The organism is Sphingomonas sp. Leaf34 (genome assembly GCF_001421805.1).
Classification (GTDB): domain Bacteria; phylum Pseudomonadota; class Alphaproteobacteria; order Sphingomonadales; family Sphingomonadaceae; genus Sphingomonas.
Genome location: NZ_LMLC01000004.1, coordinates 175,408 through 196,807 on the forward strand (window position 1 = coordinate 175,408; position 21,400 = coordinate 196,807).

Genomic DNA, 21,400 nt, shown 5'->3' on the forward strand with positions numbered 1-21,400 from the left:
ATTCGTCGCCGAATTGCCCGCCTGCGTCGTTGATTACGTGGTCGAGGTGTTGAGCTTGGTCGAGACGTTGTTGAACGTCTTGTTCAGGCTGTTGCCCAGGCCCTGCATCGCGGCGATCGCAGCGACGGCGATCAGCGCGGCGATCAGGCCGTACTCGATGGCGGTTGCGCCCTTGGAATTCTTGAAAAACTTGCGGATCGTCTTCATTCCGGTCTCCATCGTTGGATTGCTTCAGTGTCACCCGGCTGGACCGGACGGGCCGGATCAGCATCATGACCAATAGGTTCGGTGAGTTGAGAAAGGTTTAAGGCTCTAATTTTTCTGGTTAGAGCGGCCGAAGCCGCGCGGTGCCGCCTCAGCGCGCGGTCGAGACCTTGGCGTCGACCCGTCCCCACATGCCGGTGGTGGAGTTGGCGAGTGCGGTCAGCCCGACGACCATGGCGATCACGATCAGCGCGAGGATCAGGCCATATTCGATCGCGGTCGCGCCGCGTGTGGTACGCAACGCGCGCAGGAGCGTTCGACCGACGATTGCGGTCATGGAGGCGACAGGCTTCATGACCATCATCATAGCCTGAAGGGACTTAAGGAATGACCAACGACATACCTGATCGGGCTGCGCACCTGCTCTTGCCAGTGGTCGCAGCCGCGCTGGTCGATCTGGAGGGGCGGGTGCTTCTCCAGCAGCGGCCGCCGGGCAGGTCCTTGGCAGGGCTGTGGGAATTTCCCGGCGGCAAGGTCGAACCCGGCGAGACGCCCGAGGCCGCGCTGATCCGCGAACTCGAGGAGGAACTCGCGATCGTCGTGCCGCAGGCGTGCCTGGCGCCCGCCGCCTTCGCCAGCGCGGGGCTCGGCGATCGCCACCTGCTGCTGCTGCTCTACATCACGCGGAAATGGACCGGCGTGCCGCGTGCGCTCGAGGCGACCGCGTTGCGCTGGGTCCGTCCCGCGGAGATGCACGCGTTGCCGATGCCACCCGCGGATCGACCGCTGATCGGCTTGCTCGATGCGTTGATCTGACCGGCGCGGGGCGCTTTGCCCGGCGTCGGTGTCGCGGGTCGACCGGTGCTCCGAAACGGGACGGTCCAGCGCCAGCAGCGTCCCATACTCCGCCTTCAAAAAATGACACTTGATCTGGTTGTGATGATGCCGCAAGGCGGGTCTACCAGCGTACGTCCCCAAGACCGTACGTCGGTGTTGGACCGCGGCTCGCGCGAGTTATTCCCTTTTCTCGAGCGAGCCGCATCCGGCCACGCGCGCGCCCTTGCGCGCCGCTCGATGCAGCCGAACCGAAACGGCGCCGAATCCGATCATAGGATCCACGACGGACCGCAGTGGCGTACGCCGCGGTTGACGGGGACGTCTGACCGGATATCGATGAATGTCCATGACAGGATTGCCCGGACGGTGGGGGTCAGGTGTGGCCGAGCGCGAGCCCGTCTGTCCGAACCCGCTGCTCGGCCGATGATCCAGCGCAACCGGGCCCGTCATCGTGCCTCCCCGCCGGGATAGACCGACAACGGGGTGCCAGCGCGGACCTGCTAGCGTGGACGGCGGCTAGCTTCCAACGCTGCGGCGCCATCGACGGTCATCGCGCTCCACTCGGCCTTGGTGTGACAGACCCGTTTCGGAAAGCGCGAGCCCGTGGGCGTTTCGGATCGGCAGATCGGTTTCTCGGTCTGCGGACGCTGACCATCGGCGGCGGCTGCAGCAGGAGGGGCGGGGGGGGACTGGTGCGCAGCCGCGGCGGACGCCAGGAAGAGGACGCCTGCCACGGGCAGAGCCTTGAACTTGCGCATCGCCGTTTTCTCCGTTCGTATGGGTGGCCAACCTATTTGATCGACACCCGGAGGCAAGCGCATAATCGCCCCGACCGTCCCGCGATCGGCGCGACACCATGCGGACCCTGCCGTGAAACGCGGGGGGCTGGGTGAGGCGATGATCCGGCACGTGGCCGCGCTTCAACACGGCAACACCCCGTAAAGTCGCGCTCGGATCATACCGGCCGGACCATACCGGCGAGGCCGAAAGAGCCTGCTGAACGCGGACAATCGATCGATCGCAGATGGCCGGCGATGCGGCTAGGACGATTGCGGGGTGGGAAAGGGCGCGCTCGCGGCGCCGTCCATGGACCATCGACGATCGGCTGATCGGCGATCGTGCCCAATCGCTTGGAAAGGCTCGATAGAATATCAACGCTGGAGGCCCGACCGGGAATCGAACCCGGGTGCGAGGATTTGCAGTCCTCTACGTCACCACTCCGCCATCGGGCCCCGATGCGGACGGCGCCAATGCTTGGTTTTGCCAGCGCGGTCAACCGCGACGTGCGGCGGGCGATAAAATATCGCGTCTTCGCCGGTCTCGGACGCTTATGCGAGGGCGGGCAACGCCTTTGCGATGGTTCGATGCCGAAATGCGTGGCATTTTCAGCGACGTTGCCGGCTTTCGCTGCTAAAGAGCACCGCAGAGGTAGTGCCGTGGTCTTCCGCATGCGCCCTCGACGTCCCGCCCGCGACATCTTCGGTGTCACACGGGCGGGCGGGGCGTCTACACCCCAGATTCGGCCGATCTCGACCCGTGCGCGCATATCTCCCGCTTGGCGCAATCGCCGGGCCGCGATACATGTCGGCGCGACAACTAGTGTATTGCGCAGCTAAAACAGTTGTGCGACAGGATGGGTTATGACGACGATGAGCCTCGATACCGCGACCGCTGCTTCGGCCTACGACACCATGCGGCATGCGATGGTCGCGAGCCAGCTCCGCACCAACGCGGTCAACGACCAGCGGGTGGTTGCGGCGATGGCGCGGGTGCCGCGCGAGCAGTTCCTGCCCGACAACGTCCGCTCTATCGCCTATCGCGACACCGCGATCGCATTGGGTGGAGGACGATACGCCAATCTGCCGATGGCGACCGGCCGGTTGCTGACCGAAGCGTATCTGACCGCTACCGACCGCGTGTTGCTGATCGGTGCCGCGACCGGCTACACCGCCGCGGTGCTCAGCGAGATCGTCGGATCGGTGGTCGCGGTCGAGAGCGACCCGGCGCTCCTGGCGATCGCGCGCGCCGCGCTGGCCGGGGTCGGCAACGTCGAACTCGTCGAGGCGCCGATGCACGAGGGTCATGCCAACGGCGCCCCCTATGACGTGCTGATCGTCGATGGCGCGATCGAGGCGATGCCCGATATGCTCGTCGCCCAGCTGCGTTCGGGAGGCCGAGTCGCGTCGGGCATCGCCGAGCGCGGGGTCACGCGGCTGGCGTCGGGACGCAAGACCGATGGCGGGTTCGCGCTCGCGGCCTTTGTCGATGTCGAATGTGTCGCGCTCCCCGGGTTCGACATCCCCAAACCCTTCAGGTTCTGAGCCTTATGATCACGCGCACCGCTCGTTTCCGCTGCTTGCTTACAAGTGTTGCGCTGATCTATAACGCTGCACCAGTGGGTGCGGACACGCTGCGCGAGGCGCTGGTCAAGGCGTACACCACCAACCCGATCCTCACCGGCCAGCGCGCGACGTTGCGCGCGACTGACGAGAATGTCCCGATCGCGCGCGCCTCGGGTCTGCCCTCGGCCAACGTGACGGGCGATTATACCGAATTCGTCGTGACCGCGGCGAACAGCTTCATCGCCCTGCCGCGCCAGGCGGTGGCGCGCGCCAACGTCTCGGTGCCGCTCTATCAGGGCGGCCAGGTTCGCAATTCGGTCGCCGCGGCCAAGACCCGGGTCGAGGCGGGCCGCGCGACGCTGCGCGGGACCGAGGCGGATTTGTTCACCAACGTCGTCGCCGCCTATATGGACGTGATCCGCGACGAGGCGATCGTCGGCCTGAACACGCAGAATGTCCGCGTGCTCGACGTCAATCTGCAGGCGAGCCGCGACCGGTTCCAGGTCGGCGATCTGACCCGCACCGACGTCGCCCAGTCGGAGGCGCGCCTCGCGCTCGCGCGGGCGCAGCTACAGTCGGCCGAGGCGCAGCTGATCTCGAGCCGGGAAAACTATATCCGCTATGTCGGCACGCCCGCCGGCACGCTTGAAACGCCCCCGACGCTCCCGCATCTTCCCGACAGCCCGGCCTCGGCGGTGACCGTCGCGATCGACAATAATCCGGTGCTGATCGCCGCAGCCAAGGAGCGCGATGCGACTCGCTACGATGTCGGGGTCGCCCGCGCGAGTCGCCTGCCGCAGATCAGCGCGACCGGTTCGGCCAGCTATACCAACTATCTCGGATCGGCCTCGACCACCAACGGCAGCGTCAATACCTTCCCCAACGCCAACAAGACCGTCCAGGGGGGCCTCTCCCTGACGCTGCCGCTGTTCCAGGGCGGTCGCCCCGCCGCGCAGGTCCGCCAGGCCGAAGCGTTTCAGAGCCGCGCGATCGAGAACGTCACCGCGACCGAACGCAACGTGATCTCGCAAGCGCGCTCCGCGTTCGCCGTCTGGCAGTCGTCGGAGCAGGTGATCCAGTCGTCCGAAACCGCGGTCAATGCCAACAAGCTGAGCCTTGAGGGTGTCCGCGCCGAGAACAGCGTGGGCACGCGCACGATCCTCGACATCCTCAATGCCGAGCAGGAACTGCTCAACAGCCAGGTGACGCTCGTTACCGCGCGGCGCGATGCGTATGTCGCCGGTTTCGCGTTGCTCGCGGCGATGGGGCAGGCCGAGGCGCGCGACCTGGGGCTCGATGGCGGCGTGCTCTACGATCCGGTCGCCAATTATCGGCGTGTCCGCCACAAGATCTGGGATTTCGGTGGCGATGGCGAGCCGGTGCCGGTCGCCACGCGGACCGCCCAATCGCCCGCGCAGGATGCGCATGTCCAGCCGCAACGCGATCCGTTGCTCGATACGCCGGTTGACAGGAACCCCGCCTTAACCACAGGTAAGGACGCGCCGAGCCGCCAATAGGGGTGTTGCGCGGCTACGGGGTTTGGGATGGTCCGGATGGGGGACGTGAACGGCGAGCCGTCGATGGAGGAAATTCTCTCGTCGATCAAACGCATCATCGCCGAGGAGGGTGATACGCCCGGCCGGTCGCGCCGTCCCGCGCGGACGAACGCGGCGCCGGCCGATCGCGACTCGGCCTATCACGAGCCCGTATATCGTGACGCCGCCTATCTCGACGACGAGATCGACGACGAAGAAATTCTCGAATTGAGCGATCCGATGCCGATGGTCGACCGTACGCCCCGCACGCCGAAGTCCCCGGTCCTGACCTCGGTCGATGCCACGCCCGAACCGCGCCCGGCAGCGACCAAGCCGCAGCCCCACTCGCACTCGCAGCACCCGCCGCAACCTGCGCCGGAGCCCATAGCCGAATCGATCGTCTCGCGGGAAACCGCCGCGGCAACGCGCGCGCCGCTCGAGGCGTTGACCCGGATGATGGTCAAGCCCGACACCAACAGTGACGGCACGCTCGAAGGGCTCGTACGCGAGATGCTGCGGCCGATGCTGCGCGAGTGGATCGATGCGAACCTGCCAAACATGGTCGAGGACATGGTCGCCCGCGAGATCGCCAAGATTATGAACCAGCAGCCTTAATTCCCGCGCACCCCGCGCGGAACCAGCACGGTTCCGCCGGGGTTACGCTTAGCATGTCTGATCCGTGCGCGCAGGAACCAGTGGCCGGGATGGATCCGGCGGAAGCCCCCACACAAGGCGGGGAATGGCGCGGCTCTAACGAAGCCATCGTTCCGGCGAAGGCGGGCAGCGATATCTTCTTCGCCGCGGTGAAGACGACGCGGATGCCGATGGTCGTCACCGACCCGCATCGGCCCGACAACCCGATCATCTTCTGCAACGAGGCATTCTCGTTCATGACGGGCTATTCGCAGGATGAGATCCTCGGCTATAACTGCCGTTTCCTGCAAGGCCCCGAAACCGACCAGGCCGCGATCGACGAGGTTCGCGCCGCGATCGCCAAGCGCGAGGAAGTCGCGGTCGAGGTCCTCAACTATCGCAAGAACGGCTCGACCTTCTGGAACGCGCTGTTCGTGTCGCCGGTGTTCGGCGACGATGGCGAACTCCGCTATTTCTTCGCCAGCCAGCTCGATATTTCCCGTCGCCGTGAGGCCGAAGAAGCGCTGCACGAGGCGCAGCGCATGGAAGCGGTCGGCAAGCTGACCGGCGGGATCGCGCATGATTTCAACAATCTGTTGCAGGTCATCCAGGGCTATGCCGATATCCTCGACGCCCGGATCGGCCCCGACGACCGGTCGGCGCGACGCGCGGTCGATGCCATCTCCACCTCCGCGGCGCGCGCGGCGACTCTGACGCAGCAATTGCTCGCGTTTGCGCGCAAGCAGGAACTGCGCGATCGGCTGATGAACCTGAACCAGCTGATCGGCGATTTCCGGCCGATCCTCGAACGCAGCGTCGGCGCCGGGATCACGCTGAAACGCGACCTCGCATCCGATCTGTGGAATTGCCGCGTCGACCCCGTCCAGACCGAGATGGCGCTGCTCAACATCATCGCCAACGCGCGCGATGCGACCGGCGGTGCGGGCACCGTGACGATCACCACGCGCAACGCGGTGCTGCCCGAGGACGCCAGCGTCGCCAAGCTCGAACCCGGCGAATATGTCGTCGCCACGGTGCGCGACGACGGCCCCGGAATCGATCCGACGGTCGCCGAGAAGATTTTCGAACCCTTTTACACGACCAAGGAGATGGGGAAGGGCGCCGGGCTCGGCCTCGCCATGGTCTATGGCTTCATGCGCCAGTCGGGCGGGATCGCCGCCGTCCGGAATATCGAGGGCGGCGGCGCGGAATTCGCGCTGTATTTCCCCCGCGCCAGCGGCGCGGTCGAGCGCAAGCCCGCAGGCCCGGTCGCGCCCCGCGCGGGCGGTGCCGAACGCGTGCTGATGGTCGAGGACCAGATCGAGGTCGGCGAACTCGGCAAGACCATCCTCGAGGATCTCGGCTACGAAGTCGTGCTGGTCGACAGCGCGCGCGCCGCGCTTGACACGCTGCACGGTGATTCGGATTTCCGGCTGTTGTTCACCGACATACTGATGCCCGGCGGGATGAACGGCGTCGCGCTCGCGCAGGCGGTGCGGCGCGACTATCCGCACACCGCGGTGCTGCTGACCACCGGGTTCGCGGACGAGGCGATCGACGCGGGCAGCCGCTCGTTCGAGCTGATCCGCAAGCCCTATCGCCGCAACGAGCTCAACGAGCGGATCCGCGCGGTGCTCGATAAGCCGGGCGCGCGGACGTGACGCTGGCCTAGCCCGGACACGCTCGCTAAGGCTTCCGCCATGAGCGAGCTTCCCAAAACCTTCGACCCCGCCTCCATCGAATCGCGCTGGTATGCGCATTGGGAGGCCAGCGGCCAGTTCCGCCCCGACCGCCCGAACGCGGAGCCGTGGACGATCGTCAACCCGCCGCCCAACGTCACGGGCAGCCTGCATATCGGCCACGCGCTCGACAACACGCTGCAGGACATCCTGACGCGCCACGCGCGCCTGAAGGGCAAGGACGCGTTGTGGGTGGTGGGCACCGATCACGCCGGGATCGCGACGCAGATGGTCGTCGAGCGCCAAATGGGCGCGATGTCCCCGCCGCAGAAGCGCACCGACCACTCGCGTGAGGACTTTATCGCCAAGGTCTGGGCGTGGAAGGAAGAGAGCGGCGGCGAGATCACGCAGCAGCTGCGCCGGCTCGGTTGCTCGATGGACTGGGCGAACGAACGCTTCACGATGGACGAGGGCTTTTCGAAGGCCGTCCTCAAAGTGTTCGTCGACCTGCACAAGCAGGGGCTGCTCTACCGCGACAAGCGCCTCGTGAACTGGGACCCGGGCCTCGGCACCGCGATCAGCGACCTCGAGGTCGAGACGCGCGAGATCAAGGGCAGCTTCTGGCACCTGCGCTATCCGCTCGAAGACGGCTCGGGTTTCATCGAGGTCGCGACCACGCGGCCCGAGACGATGCTCGCCGACATGGCGGTGGCGGTGAACGCGTCCGATGAGCGCTACACCGCGCTGATCGGCAAGCAGGTGAAGCTGCCGATTACCGGCCGGCTGATCCCGATCATCGCCGACGACCATGCCGATCCCGAGTTGGGATCGGGCGCGGTGAAGATCACGCCGGGGCACGACTTCAACGATTTTGAGGTCGGCAAGCGGGCAGGGATGGCCGCAGGCACGATGCTCAACATGCTCGATGCGAAGGCGCGTGTCGTGCAGGTGTCCGACGGGCTGATCCCCGCCGAGATGCTCGGGCTGACGACGGCGGAGGCGCGCAAGGCGGTTGTCGCGCAGCTGAAGGCCGAGGGCTTCCTGATCGCGCATGTCGACAAGGAGGGCGTCGAGCACGACGCCGAGCCGCGCACTATCCAGACGCCGTACGGCGATCGCTCGGGCGTGGTGATCGAGCCGTGGCTGACCGACCAATGGTATGTCGACGCCAAGACGCTCGCGCAGCCCGCGATCGAGGCGGTGCGCGTCGGCGCGATCGATATCGTGCCAAAGACTTGGGAGAAGACGTTCTTCAACTGGATGGAGAACATCCAGCCCTGGTGCGTGTCGCGCCAGCTGTGGTGGGGGCACCAGATCCCGGCCTGGTTCGGGCCGGCGCAGGATGAACATGGTCTAGTTAGTCATATTGACCATGATGTGGACGCTGACGGGCTTCTCATTGAAACTATTACTGGTCAGAATAATTCCTTTGTAGCCCAAACAGAGGAAGAGGCGATTGCCGCGGCGCAGGCCGTCTACGGTGACCAATACAGAATCGTAGTTGATGATGGTCCCCCGCGGGCGACGAACGACACAGTCTATATTGTCCGTGATTCCGACGTGCTCGATACTTGGTTCTCCTCCGCACTCTGGCCCTTCGCCACGCTCGGCTGGGACGGGTCCCAACCCCCGTTCGCCCTGAGCGAAGTCGAAGGGCAGGCCAAGGGCGACACCGCTTCTGGCGGTGCTTCGACTTCGCTCAGCACGAACGGAAATGCGGGGCATCCTGCACCCGAATCCCGGGGGCATCCCGCGTCGCAACTCGGCGGCCGTTATCCCAACGACGTGCTGATTTCCGGCTTCGACATCCTGTTCTTCTGGAACGCGCGGATGATGATGCAGGGGCTGCACTTCATGAAGGACGTGCCGTTCCGCACGCTCTACCTGCACGGCCTCGTCCGCGCGGCGGACGGTGCGAAGATGTCCAAGTCGAAGGGCAATGTCGTCAACCCGCTCGGGCTGATCGACCAGTATGGCGCCGATGCGCTGCGCTTCTTCATGGCGGCGATGGAGAGCCAGGGCCGCGACATCAAGATGGATGAGAAGCGGGTCGAGGGCTATCGCAACTTCGCGACCAAGCTGTGGAACGCCGCCCGCTTCGCGCAGGCCAACGGCATCGTCGCGAGCACCACGCTCGAGGCGCCGCGCGCGGAGCTCGCGGTCAACAAGTGGATCATCGCCGAGACGATCGCGACCGTGCAGACGGTCGACCTGGCGCTCGCCGACTATCGCTTCGACGGCGCCGCCAACGCGATCTACCAGTTTGCGTGGAGCCGGTTCTGCGACTGGTATCTCGAACTCATCAAGCCGCAGATGGTCGGCGACGAGCGCGGCCAGATCGACGACGAATCGAAGGCGGTCGCGGGGTGGGTGCTCGACCAGATCCTGGTGTTGCTCCACCCGTTCATGCCGTTCATCACCGAAGAGCTTTGGCACGCGATGGGCCCCCGCGATCACGACCTGATCGTCGCGCAATGGCCGATGGCGGATGCGCGCTCGATGGATCCCGAGGCGAGCAAGGAGGTCGACTGGCTGATCCGGCTGGTTCAGGAGATCCGTACCGCGCGCAACGAACTGAACGTGCCGCCGGGGGCGCGTCTGCCGCTGCACGTCCGTGACGCCAACGCGGCGACCTTGGCGCGGCTCGAACGCCAAGCGCCCGCGCTCGCGCGTCTCGCGCGCGTCACGCATGCCGAGGGCGAAGCCACCGGCGGCGCGGCGCAGGTCGTGGTCGACGAGGCGACCTTCGTCCTGCCGCTCGAAGGCGTCATCGACCTCGACTCCGAACGCGCCCGCCTGACCAAGGCGATCGCCGCGGCGGAGAAGGAGCGCGACGCGCTGTCCGGCCGTCTCGGCAACGCAAGCTTCGTCGAGCGCGCCAAGCCCGAAGCGGTCGAGAAGGCCAAGGCCGACCACGCCGACAAGGCCGCCGAAGCCGCGCGGCTGCAGGCGGCTCTGGGAAGGCTGGGGTAATCGCCGTCTGATCCTCCCCCGCCAGGGAGAGGTGGCAGGCGCCAGCCTGACGGAGGGGGCGGTAGGCGATACCCTTGGTTGCGTGTCCTCCCCCTCCGTCGCCTACGGCGCCACCTCCCCCTGGCGGGGGAGGATTGCAGCACGCGATAGCGATACGTTGCAGCTATCGCCTTCACCCCAGCGTTCGCCGGGGCGACGGCCGTTGGGACGCTCGACTGGCAAGGGTAAGTCGCCGCCGCCTTGTTCCCCCGCGAAGGCGGGAGCCCAGTCTGGGGCCCCGCCTTCGCGGGGAAACATGGAGCGCTACGGCCTGAGCGGGACCTGCCGACTTGTTCCCGCGTTCATTCCGCGGCTAGGCAGGAAAGCCTGTACGGGCGTCCACCCGTCTGCCGGAGAATACCGGACAATCCGGCCTGACGGAGTGACTGTGTGAGCGACCTGCCATCCAACGTCGAGACAAGCGCTCACGCGAACCCCAACTCCCAAACCCGCCCCGGCGGCAAGCCCGGCCAGCGCGATCTCACCACCGGCCATATCGGCCGCACGCTGCTCGCCTTCGCGCTCCCGACGCTGGGCTCGAACATCCTGCAATCGCTCAACGGCTCGATCAACGCGATCTGGGTCGGGCGCTATCTCGGCGAGGGCGCGCTGGCCGCGACCTCGAACGCGAACATCATCATGTTCCTGACGTTCGGCGCGGTGTTCGGGTTCGGGATGGCGGCGACGATCCTCGTCGGCCAGAGCTTCGGCCGGCACGACATCGACGGCGCGCGCCGCGCATTCGGCTCGGCGGTGGGGCTGGTGCTCTGCGGGGCGATCGTCATCGCCGCGCTCGGCTGGGTGTTCGCGCCCGAGATCCTGCAGCTGCTCGCGACGCCCGGCGACGCGATGCCGCTCGCGCTCGCCTATCTGCGCGTGATCTTTCTCGGGCTGCCCGCGTCGATGATGATGGTGCTGCTGATGATGGGGCTGCGCGGTACGGGCGATTCGATGACGCCGCTCTGGTTCATGCTGCTCAGCGCGATCCTCGACAGCGGGTTCAACCCGCTGCTGATCGCCGGGATCGGGCCGTTCCCGCAGATGGGGATCGCCGGATCGGCGATGGCGACGCTGATCGCCAGCCATGTCTCGCTGCTCGGGCTGGTGCTCTATATCTACCGGCGCGACCTGCCGCTGCGGCTGCGCGGGCCTGAGCTGCGCTACCTGATCCCCGAGCGTGCGCTGACCGGCACGATCGTGCGCAAGGGCCTGCCGATGGGCGCGCAGATGCTCGTCATGTCGACCGCGGGGCTCGCGATGGTCGGGCTGGTCAACCGGCTCGGCGTCGATACCGCCGCGGCCTATGCGGTGTCGCAGCAGCTCTGGACCTATATCCAGATGCCAGCGCTGGCGATCGGCGCGGCGGTCAGCTCGATGGCGGCGCAGAATATCGGCGCAGGGCGGTGGGACCGGGTCGGCGACATCACCAAATACGGCCTGCTCTTCAACATCGCGCTGACCGGCGCGATGGTCGGCGTGGTGATCCTGTTCGACCGGCCGGTGATGACGCTGTTCATCGGCGGCGACAGCCCGGCCTTGCCGATCGCGCGGCATATCCAGCTGATCGCGAGCTGGAACTTCATCCTGTTCGGCATGACGATGGTACTGTTCTCGACGGTGCGCGCGAACGGCGCGGTGATCGCGCCGCTGATCGCGCTGATCGTCGCGCTGTATCCGGTGCGGATCGGCTTTGCGCTGCTGGCCAAGCCGTGGCTTGGGGCGGATGCGCTTTGGTGGAGCTTCCCGCTGGGATCGGCGGCGACGCTGGCGATCGCGATCGGGTACTACCGCTACGGCAATTGGCGGAAGGGTGCGCTGGTCGTGCCCGAGGATTGCGAGGAGGGCGCCCACGCGATGACCGAGCCGGGCGGCCGGCTGCAGCCTACGGGGTGAAGCGCCCGACCTCACCTACCACCCCGGCAGAGGCCGGGGCCCAATTGGGAAGGTCGCAGTAACGAAGCGCCGCCCTTCGTCATCGACGTCCCCCAATTGGGCCCCGGCCTCCGCCGGGGTGGGGCAGTTGGTCTCGGCGTGCCGAGTGCCTACCGAAGCCGCTTCACGAACGACCGGCCACCTTCGCGGCGCTCATGCTGGAAGTTCGGGATCGTCTCGATCAGGTCGGACAGCCGGTTGAACCCGTAATTGCGCGCATCGAAGCTCGAGCGGTTGCCCGCCAGCTGGCCGAGTTCGGCGACGCTCGCATAGCCCTTCTCGTCGCGCTTCACCGCGTTGTACGCGTCGATCAGCAGCTTGATGACCTGTTCGTCGATCGGTTGCGCGGTCTTGGGGCGGGGGGCCGGGGCAGGGGCCGCCGCCTTTTCGCCCGCGACCGGCGCCGGCACAGGGGCGGGCATCGGCTGCGACGTCTCGTTGAGCGCGCCCACGTCGATGAACCGCGTGCAGGCCTGGCGGAAACCCTCGGGCGTGCGGCTGGTGCCGAAGCCATAGACGGGGATGCCGTCCTGGCGGATGCGCGTTGCCAGCGGCATGAAATCGCTGTCCGACGACATGATCCCGAACCCGTCGATCCGCCCGCGGAACAGCAGGTCCATCGCGTCGATCGTCATCTTCATGTCGGTCGCGTTCTTGCCCTTGGTCAGGTCGAACTGCTGCTGCGGCTCGATGCCGTGCTTGATCGATATGTCGCTCCACGCCTTCAGCGCGGGCTTGGACCAGTTGCCATAGACCCGCCGGACGTTGACCGTGCCGAGCTCGGCAAGGACGGTCAGCACCGGGTCGAGCGTGGCGGCGGACGCGTTGTCCGCGTCGATCAGGAGGGCGACGTTGCGCGTTGTGGTATCGATCATGCGCGGAGGATTAGCGTTGCCCACGCCCCGCGTCCACGCTCCACGCGCCGCCGCCCGCCGCGGCAAGGTACAGGAACACGAAGCAGTACAGCACCGCCGCCTCGCCGCCATTGGCGATCGGGAAGGGGCCCTGCGGCGCATGGTCCAGGAAATACGCGATCGCGGACATCCCCGACAGCACGAACGCCACCGGACGCGTGAACAGCCCGACGATCAGCAGCCCCCCGCCCACGACTTCCAGCACGCCTGCGACGTAGAGCAACGGGGTCATCGGATATGGGAAGGGCGGCAGGCCGAATAATTTGGAAACGCCGTGGCTGAAGAACACGAGCGCGACGACGATCCGCATCACGCTGAGCAGGCGGGCGGACCAGGTGGCGGGTATCGGCATAGGAATCCTCGCTGTCGTTGCGGCTCCGAAATGTCCCACGCGGCAGGCCCGGTTAACTTACGTAAATCGAAACGGATCGTTGACGGGGCGAGGGTGTCTATATCCTCCCCCGTCAGGGGGAGGTGGCTGGCTCTTGCCAGACGGAGGGGGCGGTAAGCGAAACGTCGGTTCCGTATCCGCCCCTCCGTCACCTTCGGTGCCACCTCCTCCTTGCGGGGGAGGAGTCAGGGATAGGCGATCGCCATCACCTCATATTCGCGCTCGCCGGCGGGCAGGTCGACGCGCCGCACGTCGCCGATCGCAGCCCCGCGCAAGGCGCGCGCGAACGGCGAGTTCCAGCCGATCCGCCCGTTGCTCGCGTCGGTTTCGTCGTCGCCGACCAGCGTCAGGATCCGCTCGACGTCGTCCTCGTCCGCGACCGTCACGCACGCCCCGAACCACACGCGCGAGCGATCCTCCTGCGCGGCGGGATCGACGACCTTGGCCGCCTTCATCCGCTTCGACAGCCAGCCGAGCCGGCGGTCGATCTCGCGCAGCCGCTTGCGGCCGTAGATGTAGTCGCCGTTCTCGGACCGATCGCCATTGCCTGCGGCCCAAGAGATCACCTCGACGAGCTTGGGCCGCTCGCCGACGAGGAGGTGTTCATATTCCTCGCGCAGCACGGTGTAGCCGGCGGGGGTAATGTAGTTCGGGCGATCCATGTGCTTTCGTATCACGTTCTGCGCGACCGTCATCCTGACGAAAGTCAGGATCCAGAGCCACCAAGGACCACCGCCCGTTACCCTGGATCCTGAATTCCGTCAGGATGACGCAAGGGCCTCAGCCCGGCCGGTTCTTCCCCAGATACCAGGAGAGCCGCGCAGCCCCCCGGCTCTTGGCGCGCGCGGGGTTCATCAGGTCGTACACCACCGCGTTTTCCAGCACGCGCTGCACATAATTGCGCGTCTCCTGGTACGGGATCGCCTCGACCCAATCGACCATGTCGATCGCCCCCGTGCGCGGATCGCCGTTCGCGCGGAGCCATTTGTTCACGTTGCCGCCGCCCGCATTATACGCCGCCACCGCAAGCGGATAGCTGCCGTAATTGGCATAGACTCGCTGGAAATAGCTCGACCCCAGCATGATCGACATGTTCGGATCGGTCGTCAGCGCCGCCTGATTATATGCCAGCCCGATCTTGCCCGACTGCTCGCGCGCGGTGGCAGGCATCAGCTGCATCAGCCCGCGCGCGCCGGCATGGCTGACCGCGGCGCGATCGAACTGACTTTCCTGCCGCGAGATCGCGTGGATGATCGTCCAGTTGTCCTCATATCCCGCAGGCACGGCGACGATCGGGAAACCGACCGCGGAATAATCGCTGAGGCCGTTCGCCAGCGCGCTCCGCCCGACCATCACGCCGAGATCGGGGCGGTTGATGCTCTTCGACAGCTCGGCGGCTAGCAGATGATCCGTATCGGTCGTCGCGTCGGCGGCGATCTGGCGGATGAACGCGGTCTGGTCCTGCCAGTCGCTGATCTGGCCGAGGAACTTCACCGCGCGCACAACCTCGCGCCGGTCGAACGCGGCGCGTGTCGCCGGATCGATCGCGACCGACGCCACCGATGGCGGTGCGACCAGCGCGCGCCCGGTCCGCTCGTTCGCGAGCTGTCCGTAATATTGATCGCGGTAACCCGCCGCCTGACCGTAGAACGCCGCCGCCTGTGGCGCGAGCCCCGCTGCCTCGGCTGCACGCCCCGCCCAGTAATAGCCCTTCGACCGGACCTGCGGCGAGCGCGAGCCGCGCGCATAACGGTCGAACAACGTCATCGCGTCCGCCGGGCGCCCGAGCTGCTTCATCGCGACGCGTCCGCCGAGCCAGGCGAGATTGGTATATTCGTCGCGCTCGGCATAGGATTTGGTCGAGACGTCGACGCCGTAAGGATAGGCGTCGTCGATCTGCCGCGCGATGTCATAGGCGACCTGATACTGGCTGTCGTTCGCCGCGCCGGTCGCGTTGGTGACGAGCACCTCATACCATTCCGCCGGATTGCCCGGCCGCGTCGTCAGCGCCCGCGGTCGCGCCAGCCACGCGCGCGCCGACGGGCTCGCGCCCGAATTGCGCAACCACTGCGCCCGGTCCGCGACATAGCCCGCGTCGCTGGCATACAGGCCTTGCGTCGACGCCGAGATATCCGACGCGTTCGGCGCATTCGTCCGGAATGCGAGCCGCGCCGCGAAGACCGGCCGCCGCGCCGCGCTCGTCCACACCAGGTGCCGCTGTGCCGCGCCGGTCTGGCCCGCCCACAACAGCGCATCCATCCGCGCGTCCTGGTCGTCGGGCGTCAGCGCGCCCGGGAAGCCCGACAGTACCATCGCCTCGTCGGTCGGCGTCAGCCCGCTGCTGCGCCATGCGGTCCGCACCGCGGCATAGGCCTGATCGCGCGCGCCCGTCGCCTGCAGAGCCCGCGCATAAGCGACGCCGCCCGACGCGGTTTGCGGCGGATAGCGGCGGAAGAACGCAGCGACGCTGGCGGGCGACCCGGTGGCGGCCTTGCGCTCCGCCGCACGGCGGTTCGCGGCCTCGTTGGGCCAGCCGGGATGCGCCATCAGGAAGCCCGCATAGCTGTCGAACGGCAACGCGTCGGTCTGCTGCAGCGCGCGCCATTGCGCGATCGTCGACGCGATCGCACCGTCGCTCATCATGGGGGGGGCCATCGGCTGCGCATTGGGCCCCATATTGGCCAGCTGCGTACTGTAGCGATCCAGCGTCTGCTGTCCGCCTCCGGACGCGGCGACCGTCCCCGCCACGACTGCAAGAAGAAGGCTCGTTTTCAACATCGATGCTACCATGTGGACAGCATACGCCTCGAACCCGTATCTGTCCTGAACGAAATCCGGATTCCACCCGGTATTTGGCGCAACAGGCCAGACTTTTCTTCTCGCAGGGACGCAAGGCTACTCCATGTTTTCAGGATCGATTCCGGCACTCATCACGCCGTTCGCCGCCGATGGCAGCTTCGACGAACCCGCCTATCGCGACTTCATCGAATGGCAGATCGCGGAGGGCTCGTCGGGCCTCGTCGCGTGCGGCACCACCGGCGAAGCGGCGACCTTGTCGTATGACGAGCATTTCCACGTCGTCCGCGTCTGCGTCGACCAGGCGAAGGGCCGCGTCCCCGTAATCGCCGGCGCGGGTTCGAACGACACGCGCGTCGCCTCGGCCAACCTGCGCGCCGCCAAGGACGCCGGCGCCGACGCCGCGCTGATGGTCCCGCCTTATTATAATCGCCCGGGGCAGGAGGGCATCTTCCGGCACTTCGAGGCGCTTGCCGCGACGACCCCGCTGCCGATCATCCTCTACAACGTGCCCGCACGCACCGTGACCGACATCCAGCCCGCAACACTGGCGCGGATCGTCACGGCGTTCCCCGAGGTGTTCGTCGGCGTGAAGGATGCCAGCGGCGTGCTCGCGCGCGTGTCGCAGCACCGCGCGGCGTGCGGTCCCGATTTTTGCCAGCTGTCGGGCAATGACGACCTGGCGCTCGCGTTCAACGTCATGGGCGGCACCGGCTGCATCTCGGTGACGGCCAACGTCGCGCCAAAGCTATGCGCCGAGTTCCAGGCGGCATGCCAGTCGGGCGATTTCGTCACCGCGCTGGCGTATCAGGACACGCTCTATCCGCTCCACGAAGCGCTCTTCACCGACGCCTCGCCGGGCCCGGTGAAATACGCGATGACGAAGGTCCGCGCCGGTTTCCCCGAAACGCTGCGCCTGCCGATGACGCCGGCCGGCGAAGCCGCGCGCGCTGCGGTCGATACGGCGCTCGCGCATGCGCGATTGATCTAGCGCGAACCGTCACAGCTCGAGATTGACCGCCTTCGCTGCGGCGTGGTTGCCATCGAACGCGAACCCGGCGTTGGGCCCGTCGCGCTCGACCCAGTGCAGAAACAGGTGCGCCGACCATGCATTGGGGTTGGGCGTGATCCGGCCATGCCGGCGATGGACGCCTTGATACAGGACGCCGTCGCCGGGCTCCATGCTGAGCGAGGCGAACCCGGCCGCCCCGAAATCGTCCTCGACCACGGGTTTGGGTACGGCGATGTGGTCGGTACCAATCTCGAGGTTCCACGGCACGCCGTCGCTGTAATCCAGCGTCAGCGACAGGCTGTGCTCGCACGACGGCCTGTCGCTATGGACGCGGCAGATATCGCCTTCCTGGTAGATCCGGAAATAGCTGTACGCCGGCAGCAGGTCGCGACCGATCGCGGTCGCGACGAACGGCGTCAGCCCCCACAGGAACGCCAGCATCGGCGGATAGTGAAAGCCGTAGACCTCGATCGCATCGCGGCGCAGCAAAGCTGATCCGGTTTTCTGCGCCGTCAACGGCGTGCCTTTCGCGTCCATGTCGGACATGAGTTGACGGAGGAAGGCGTTGGCGACCGATGTGGCGATCAGTCGCGGAGCGGCGGCATAGCCGTCCCGATCATAGCGTTCGATGACGTTCATGCGATCAGCTAACCCAACCGGAAGAGAGCGGCAATCATGCGCTGGATAACAGCGCCGGGCGAAATACGAGCGGCGATGCCACGATGCCGACGAATAACGCCGCCACCGCTTCCCCTAAGCCCTCCGACCTCCTACATCGCGCGTCCCATGGCACGTCCCAAACCCCCCACCTTCGAGAAGACCAAGATCGTCGCCGAAAACCGGCGCGCGCGGTATGATTATTATATCGAGCAGGTGTTCGAGGCGGGCATCGCGCTGACCGGCACCGAGGTGAAGGCGCTGCGCGGCGGCGAGGGCTCGATCGCCGAGGCCTATGCCGAGGTGAAGGGCAAGAACGTCGTCCTGGTCAATTCGAACATCCCCGAGTTCAGCCACGGCAACCGCTTCAACCACGAGCCCAAGCGGCCGCGCAAGCTGCTGCTGCACGAACGCGAGATCAACAAGATGTTCGGCGCGGTCGCGCGCCAGGGCATGACGCTCGTACCGCTGATGATCTACTTCAATTCCAAGGGCCGCGCGAAGATCGAACTGGCGCTCGCCAAGGGCAAGCAGAACCACGACAAGCGCGATTCGGTGAAGGAACAGGACTGGAAGCGCGAGCAGGGCCGGATCATGCGGGATCGCGGATAACCTGTGTCGAAGGCGCCGGGCAGCATTTTTGGGCGTCTCGCGGCGTGGTCGCATCGCAATCTGCCGACGCGCGAATCGATGGAGAAGAACCGTCTTCTCCGCCCCGTCGCCCACCGCGTGCTCGCGCCCGAACTCTGGCGGTTCACGCGCCGATCGGTCCCGCGTGGCGTCGCGCTCGGGATGGTCGCGGGCATCCTGATCCCGGTCGCGCAGACGCCCGTCGCGGCGATCTTCGCGCTCCCGTTCCGCGCCAACGTCCCGACCGCGGCGCTGACCACCTTCATCACCAACCCGCTGACCACGCCGCCGCTATGGATCGCGGCCTATTGGATCGGCTCGTCTATGCTGCGGCTCGACGAGCATGTCCCTGGCCAGCCCGTCGCCGAGGCCGCCGCACGGACCGAATGGATCCCGTGGCTGATGCAGGCGGGGCCCGCCACCGCGCTGGGCCTGCTGGTCATCACGATCGTCTGCTCGGTCGGCGGCTATGCGCTCAGCGCGCTGGGCTGGCGGCTGTGGATCGCGCGCAAATGGCGGAACCGGCACGATAATCGCAGTGGCAACGTTTCGTAACATTTGACACCGGTTGGAATTGACGGACCGTCTTATCGGCGTAGAACACAGCGTATTCAGACGATCTTTTCTCCGAGGTTCTTGATGCGCAAGTCGATTGTTACCGTGATCCTGCTCGCGTCCGCCGCATCGGCGATCGCGCAAACCGGCCCGTCGCCGGCGCCTTCGCCGACGCTGGCCAAGGCCGCGAAGGGCCCGGTCGCACCGAAAGACGCGAACAAGCCGCAGATCGGTGATTTCGGTTTCGACATGGCCGGTCGCGACACGAGCGTGACTCCGGGCACCGACTTTTTCGATTACGCGAACGGCGGCTGGGTGAAGACGACGCCGATCCCCGCCGATCGCTCGTCCTACGGTATGTTCCACGTCCTCCAGGACCTGTCGCTCGAGCGCACGCGCACGATCCTCGACGGCGCCGCCAGGACGCCCGGCGACAAGGTCGGCGAGTTCTACACCAGCTTCATGGACGAGGCGGCGGTCAACGCGAAGGGCGTGACACCGGTCAAGCCGATGCTTGCCGCGCTGAAGGCGACCAAGGACAAGACCGCGCTCGTCACCGAGATCGCCAAGCTTCAGCGGCAGGGCGTCGGCGGCCTCGTCGGCGTCGGCGTGCAGCAGGACGACAAGGACCCGACCACCTATGTCGTCGGTCTCGGCCAGAGCGGTCTCGGTCTGCCCGATCGCGATTATTACCTGAAGGACGACGCGAAGCTCGCGACCATCCGCACGGCCTATCAGGCGTATCTCACGCGGATGCTGACGCTGGCGGGCGAGCCCAATGCCGCCGCGCGCGCCGGTGCGGTCTTCGCGATGGAGAAGGGCCTCGCCACCGCGCACTGGACGCGGATCGAGAGCCGCGACGCGGACAAGACCTACAACAAATGGACCGCCGCCGACTTCGCCACGAAGGCGCCAGGCTTCCCCTGGACGCAGTACATGACCGCGATGGGCGTCGCGGGCCGTCCGTTCTACCTCGTCGCACAGCCGACCGCGTTCACCGGTGAGGCCAAGGTGTTCGCCGACACGCCGATCAATGTCCTGCAGGACTATGCGATGCTCAAGGTGCTGCGCGCCTACGCGCCATATCTGTCGAGCGATTTCGACAAGACCAACTTCGCCTTCTACGGCACCACACTGTCGGGCACGCCCGAGCAGCAGGTCCGCTGGAAGCGCGGGGTCTCGACCGTGTCGGGCGCAATGGGCGAGGCGATCGGCCAGCAGTACGTCGCCAAATATTTCCCGCCCGCGTCGAAGGCGGCGGCGGATGATCTCGTCAAGAACGTGATCGCGGCGATGGGCGAGCGTCTCAAGAACCTCGAATGGATGGCGCCCGAGACCAAGACCAAGGCGCTCGCCAAGCTGGCCGCGTTCACGCCGAAGATCGGCTATCCCGACAAGTGGCGCGACTATTCGGCGCTCCAGATCCAGCGTGGCGATCTCGTCGGCAACGTCGCGCGCGCCAATGCTTTCGAATATGATCGCGATCTCAAGAAGCTGGGCCAGCCGATCGATCGGGCCGAGTGGTTCATGACGCCGATGACGATCAACGCCTACGCCAACCCGACGATGAACGAGGTCGTCTTCCCCGCCGCGATCCTCCAGCCGCCCTTCTTCGATCCGAAGGCGGACCCCGCGGTCAATTACGGCGGCATCGGCGCGGTGATCGGTCACGAGATCAGCCATCACTTCGACGATCAGGGCCGCAAATACGATCTTAACGGCAAGCTCACCGACTGGTGGACGCCGCAGGACGTCGCGCGTTTCAAGGTGTTCACCGACGCGCTCGTCAAGCAGTATGACGCGTATGAGCCGCTGCCCGGCCAGCACATCCAGGGCGGCCTGACGCTCGGCGAGAACATCGCCGATCTGGCGGGCCTGACGGTCGCGTACGATGCGTATCACAAGTCGCTGGGCGGCAAGCCGGCGCCGATCATCGACGGCACGACCGGCGACCAGCGCTTCTATTATGGCTGGGCGGGCGTGTGGCGCACCAAGTTCCGCGACGCCGCGCTCCAGCAGGCGCTGCTCTCGGATCCGCATTCGCCGGGCCATCAGCGCGTGCTGACCGTCCGCAACCTCGATCCCTGGTACGCCGCGTTCGGCGCCAAGCCCGGCGAGGCCAGCTACCTCGCCCCCGCCAACCGCATCCGCATCTGGTAACAAGACCTCGCCGCATACCCCGATCACGCACCTCACCCCGGCGAAGGCCGGGGCCCAGTTGGGGGACAGCCGTAACAGCGGACTGCCCCTCGTTACCGAGACCTTCCCAAC

At 66.5% G+C, this 21,400-nt stretch carries 18 protein-coding genes and 1 tRNA gene; 11 read left to right on the forward strand and 8 right to left on the reverse strand.

The window, feature by feature from the left end; all coding sequences use genetic code 11:
* Window positions 1–33: 33 nt before the first annotated feature.
* On the reverse strand, window positions 34–207 hold the full coding sequence (locus ASF00_RS12265) for a Flp family type IVb pilin (RefSeq protein WP_055879343.1): 174 nt from the start codon (window positions 205–207) through the stop codon (window positions 34–36).
* A 148-nt stretch (window positions 208–355) separates the two neighbouring features.
* Entirely contained in the window at window positions 356–559 is a 204-nt protein-coding gene (locus tag ASF00_RS12270) for a Flp family type IVb pilin (RefSeq protein ID WP_055880452.1), read from the reverse strand.
* Window positions 560–591: 32 nt separating this feature from the next.
* Between ASF00_RS12270 and ASF00_RS12275 the strand changes: the two genes are divergently transcribed.
* Window positions 592–1,020 carry a (deoxy)nucleoside triphosphate pyrophosphohydrolase gene (locus tag ASF00_RS12275; RefSeq protein ID WP_055879345.1) on the forward strand — a complete coding sequence of 143 codons (429 nt, stop codon included), beginning with the start codon at window positions 592–594 and terminating at the stop codon, window positions 1,018–1,020.
* Window positions 1,021–2,199: 1,179 nt separating this feature from the next.
* Here the strand turns inward: ASF00_RS12275 and ASF00_RS12280 are convergent.
* A tRNA-Cys gene (locus ASF00_RS12280) sits at window positions 2,200–2,273 on the reverse strand.
* A gap of 408 nt (window positions 2,274–2,681) precedes the next feature.
* Here ASF00_RS12280 and ASF00_RS12285 point away from each other — a divergent pair.
* The 6 genes from ASF00_RS12285 (at window position 2,682) to ASF00_RS12310 (ending at window position 12,135) form a co-directional block, all read left to right on the forward strand.
* The gene (locus ASF00_RS12285) at window positions 2,682–3,362 is read left to right on the forward strand and encodes a protein-L-isoaspartate O-methyltransferase family protein (RefSeq protein ID WP_055879348.1); all 681 of its coding nucleotides are present in this window, start codon (window positions 2,682–2,684) and stop codon (window positions 3,360–3,362) included.
* A gap of 5 nt (window positions 3,363–3,367) precedes the next feature.
* A complete protein-coding gene (locus ASF00_RS12290) occupies window positions 3,368–4,900 on the forward strand; it encodes a TolC family outer membrane protein (protein ID WP_055879351.1) in 1,533 nt (510 codons plus the stop codon).
* 36 nt (window positions 4,901–4,936) lie between these two features.
* A complete protein-coding gene (locus ASF00_RS12295) occupies window positions 4,937–5,533 on the forward strand; it encodes a DUF2497 domain-containing protein (protein WP_082463454.1) in 597 nt (198 codons plus the stop codon).
* A 53-nt stretch (window positions 5,534–5,586) separates the two neighbouring features.
* A complete protein-coding gene (locus ASF00_RS12300; protein WP_082463412.1) occupies window positions 5,587–7,212 on the forward strand; it encodes a histidine kinase famiy protein in 1,626 nt (541 codons plus the stop codon).
* A 39-nt stretch (window positions 7,213–7,251) separates the two neighbouring features.
* Window positions 7,252–10,203, forward strand: a complete 2,952-nt coding sequence (locus ASF00_RS12305; RefSeq protein WP_055879353.1) for a valine--tRNA ligase — start codon at window positions 7,252–7,254, stop codon at window positions 10,201–10,203.
* Between the two features lie 429 nt (window positions 10,204–10,632).
* Window positions 10,633–12,135: an MATE family efflux transporter gene (locus tag ASF00_RS12310; protein WP_200910537.1), complete on the forward strand. Its 1,503-nt coding sequence runs from the start codon at window positions 10,633–10,635 to the stop codon at window positions 12,133–12,135.
* Window positions 12,136–12,284: 149 nt separating this feature from the next.
* On the opposite strand, the gene ASF00_RS12315 is transcribed toward ASF00_RS12310, so the two are convergent.
* The 4 genes from ASF00_RS12315 to ASF00_RS12330 form a co-directional block, all read right to left on the reverse strand.
* Window positions 12,285–13,049 carry an NYN domain-containing protein gene (locus ASF00_RS12315; protein WP_055879356.1) on the reverse strand — a complete coding sequence of 255 codons (765 nt, stop codon included), beginning with the start codon at window positions 13,047–13,049 and terminating at the stop codon, window positions 12,285–12,287.
* Between the two features lie 10 nt (window positions 13,050–13,059).
* Window positions 13,060–13,440: a DoxX family protein gene (locus ASF00_RS12320; RefSeq protein ID WP_055879359.1), complete on the reverse strand. Its 381-nt coding sequence runs from the start codon at window positions 13,438–13,440 to the stop codon at window positions 13,060–13,062.
* A gap of 224 nt (window positions 13,441–13,664) precedes the next feature.
* The gene (gene greB, locus ASF00_RS12325; protein ID WP_055880463.1) at window positions 13,665–14,141 is read right to left on the reverse strand and encodes a transcription elongation factor GreB; all 477 of its coding nucleotides are present in this window, start codon (window positions 14,139–14,141) and stop codon (window positions 13,665–13,667) included.
* A gap of 118 nt (window positions 14,142–14,259) precedes the next feature.
* Window positions 14,260–16,269 carry a lytic transglycosylase domain-containing protein gene (locus ASF00_RS12330; protein WP_055879362.1) on the reverse strand — a complete coding sequence of 670 codons (2,010 nt, stop codon included), beginning with the start codon at window positions 16,267–16,269 and terminating at the stop codon, window positions 14,260–14,262.
* 112 nt (window positions 16,270–16,381) lie between these two features.
* On the opposite strand from ASF00_RS12330, the gene dapA reads away from it, so the two are divergent.
* A complete protein-coding gene (dapA, locus tag ASF00_RS12335) occupies window positions 16,382–17,266 on the forward strand; it encodes a 4-hydroxy-tetrahydrodipicolinate synthase (RefSeq protein WP_055879365.1) in 885 nt (294 codons plus the stop codon).
* 9 nt (window positions 17,267–17,275) lie between these two features.
* Here dapA and ASF00_RS12340 read toward each other — a convergent pair whose 3' ends face one another.
* Window positions 17,276–17,926, reverse strand: coding sequence for a hypothetical protein (locus tag ASF00_RS12340; RefSeq protein WP_055879368.1), 651 nt, complete (start codon window positions 17,924–17,926; stop codon window positions 17,276–17,278).
* 147 nt (window positions 17,927–18,073) lie between these two features.
* Here ASF00_RS12340 and smpB point away from each other — a divergent pair, with 147 nt between their 5' ends.
* The 3 genes from smpB to ASF00_RS12355 all read left to right on the forward strand — a co-directional run bounded on the left by smpB (window position 18,074) and on the right by ASF00_RS12355 (window position 21,289).
* Window positions 18,074–18,556, forward strand: coding sequence for an SsrA-binding protein SmpB (gene smpB, locus ASF00_RS12345; RefSeq protein ID WP_055879372.1), 483 nt, complete (start codon window positions 18,074–18,076; stop codon window positions 18,554–18,556).
* A gap of 3 nt (window positions 18,557–18,559) precedes the next feature.
* The gene (locus tag ASF00_RS12350) at window positions 18,560–19,129 is read left to right on the forward strand and encodes a DUF2062 domain-containing protein (RefSeq protein ID WP_235525794.1); all 570 of its coding nucleotides are present in this window, start codon (window positions 18,560–18,562) and stop codon (window positions 19,127–19,129) included.
* A gap of 84 nt (window positions 19,130–19,213) precedes the next feature.
* Window positions 19,214–21,289, forward strand: coding sequence for a M13 family metallopeptidase (locus ASF00_RS12355; protein ID WP_055879376.1), 2,076 nt, complete (start codon window positions 19,214–19,216; stop codon window positions 21,287–21,289).
* Window positions 21,290–21,400 lie beyond the last annotated feature (111 nt).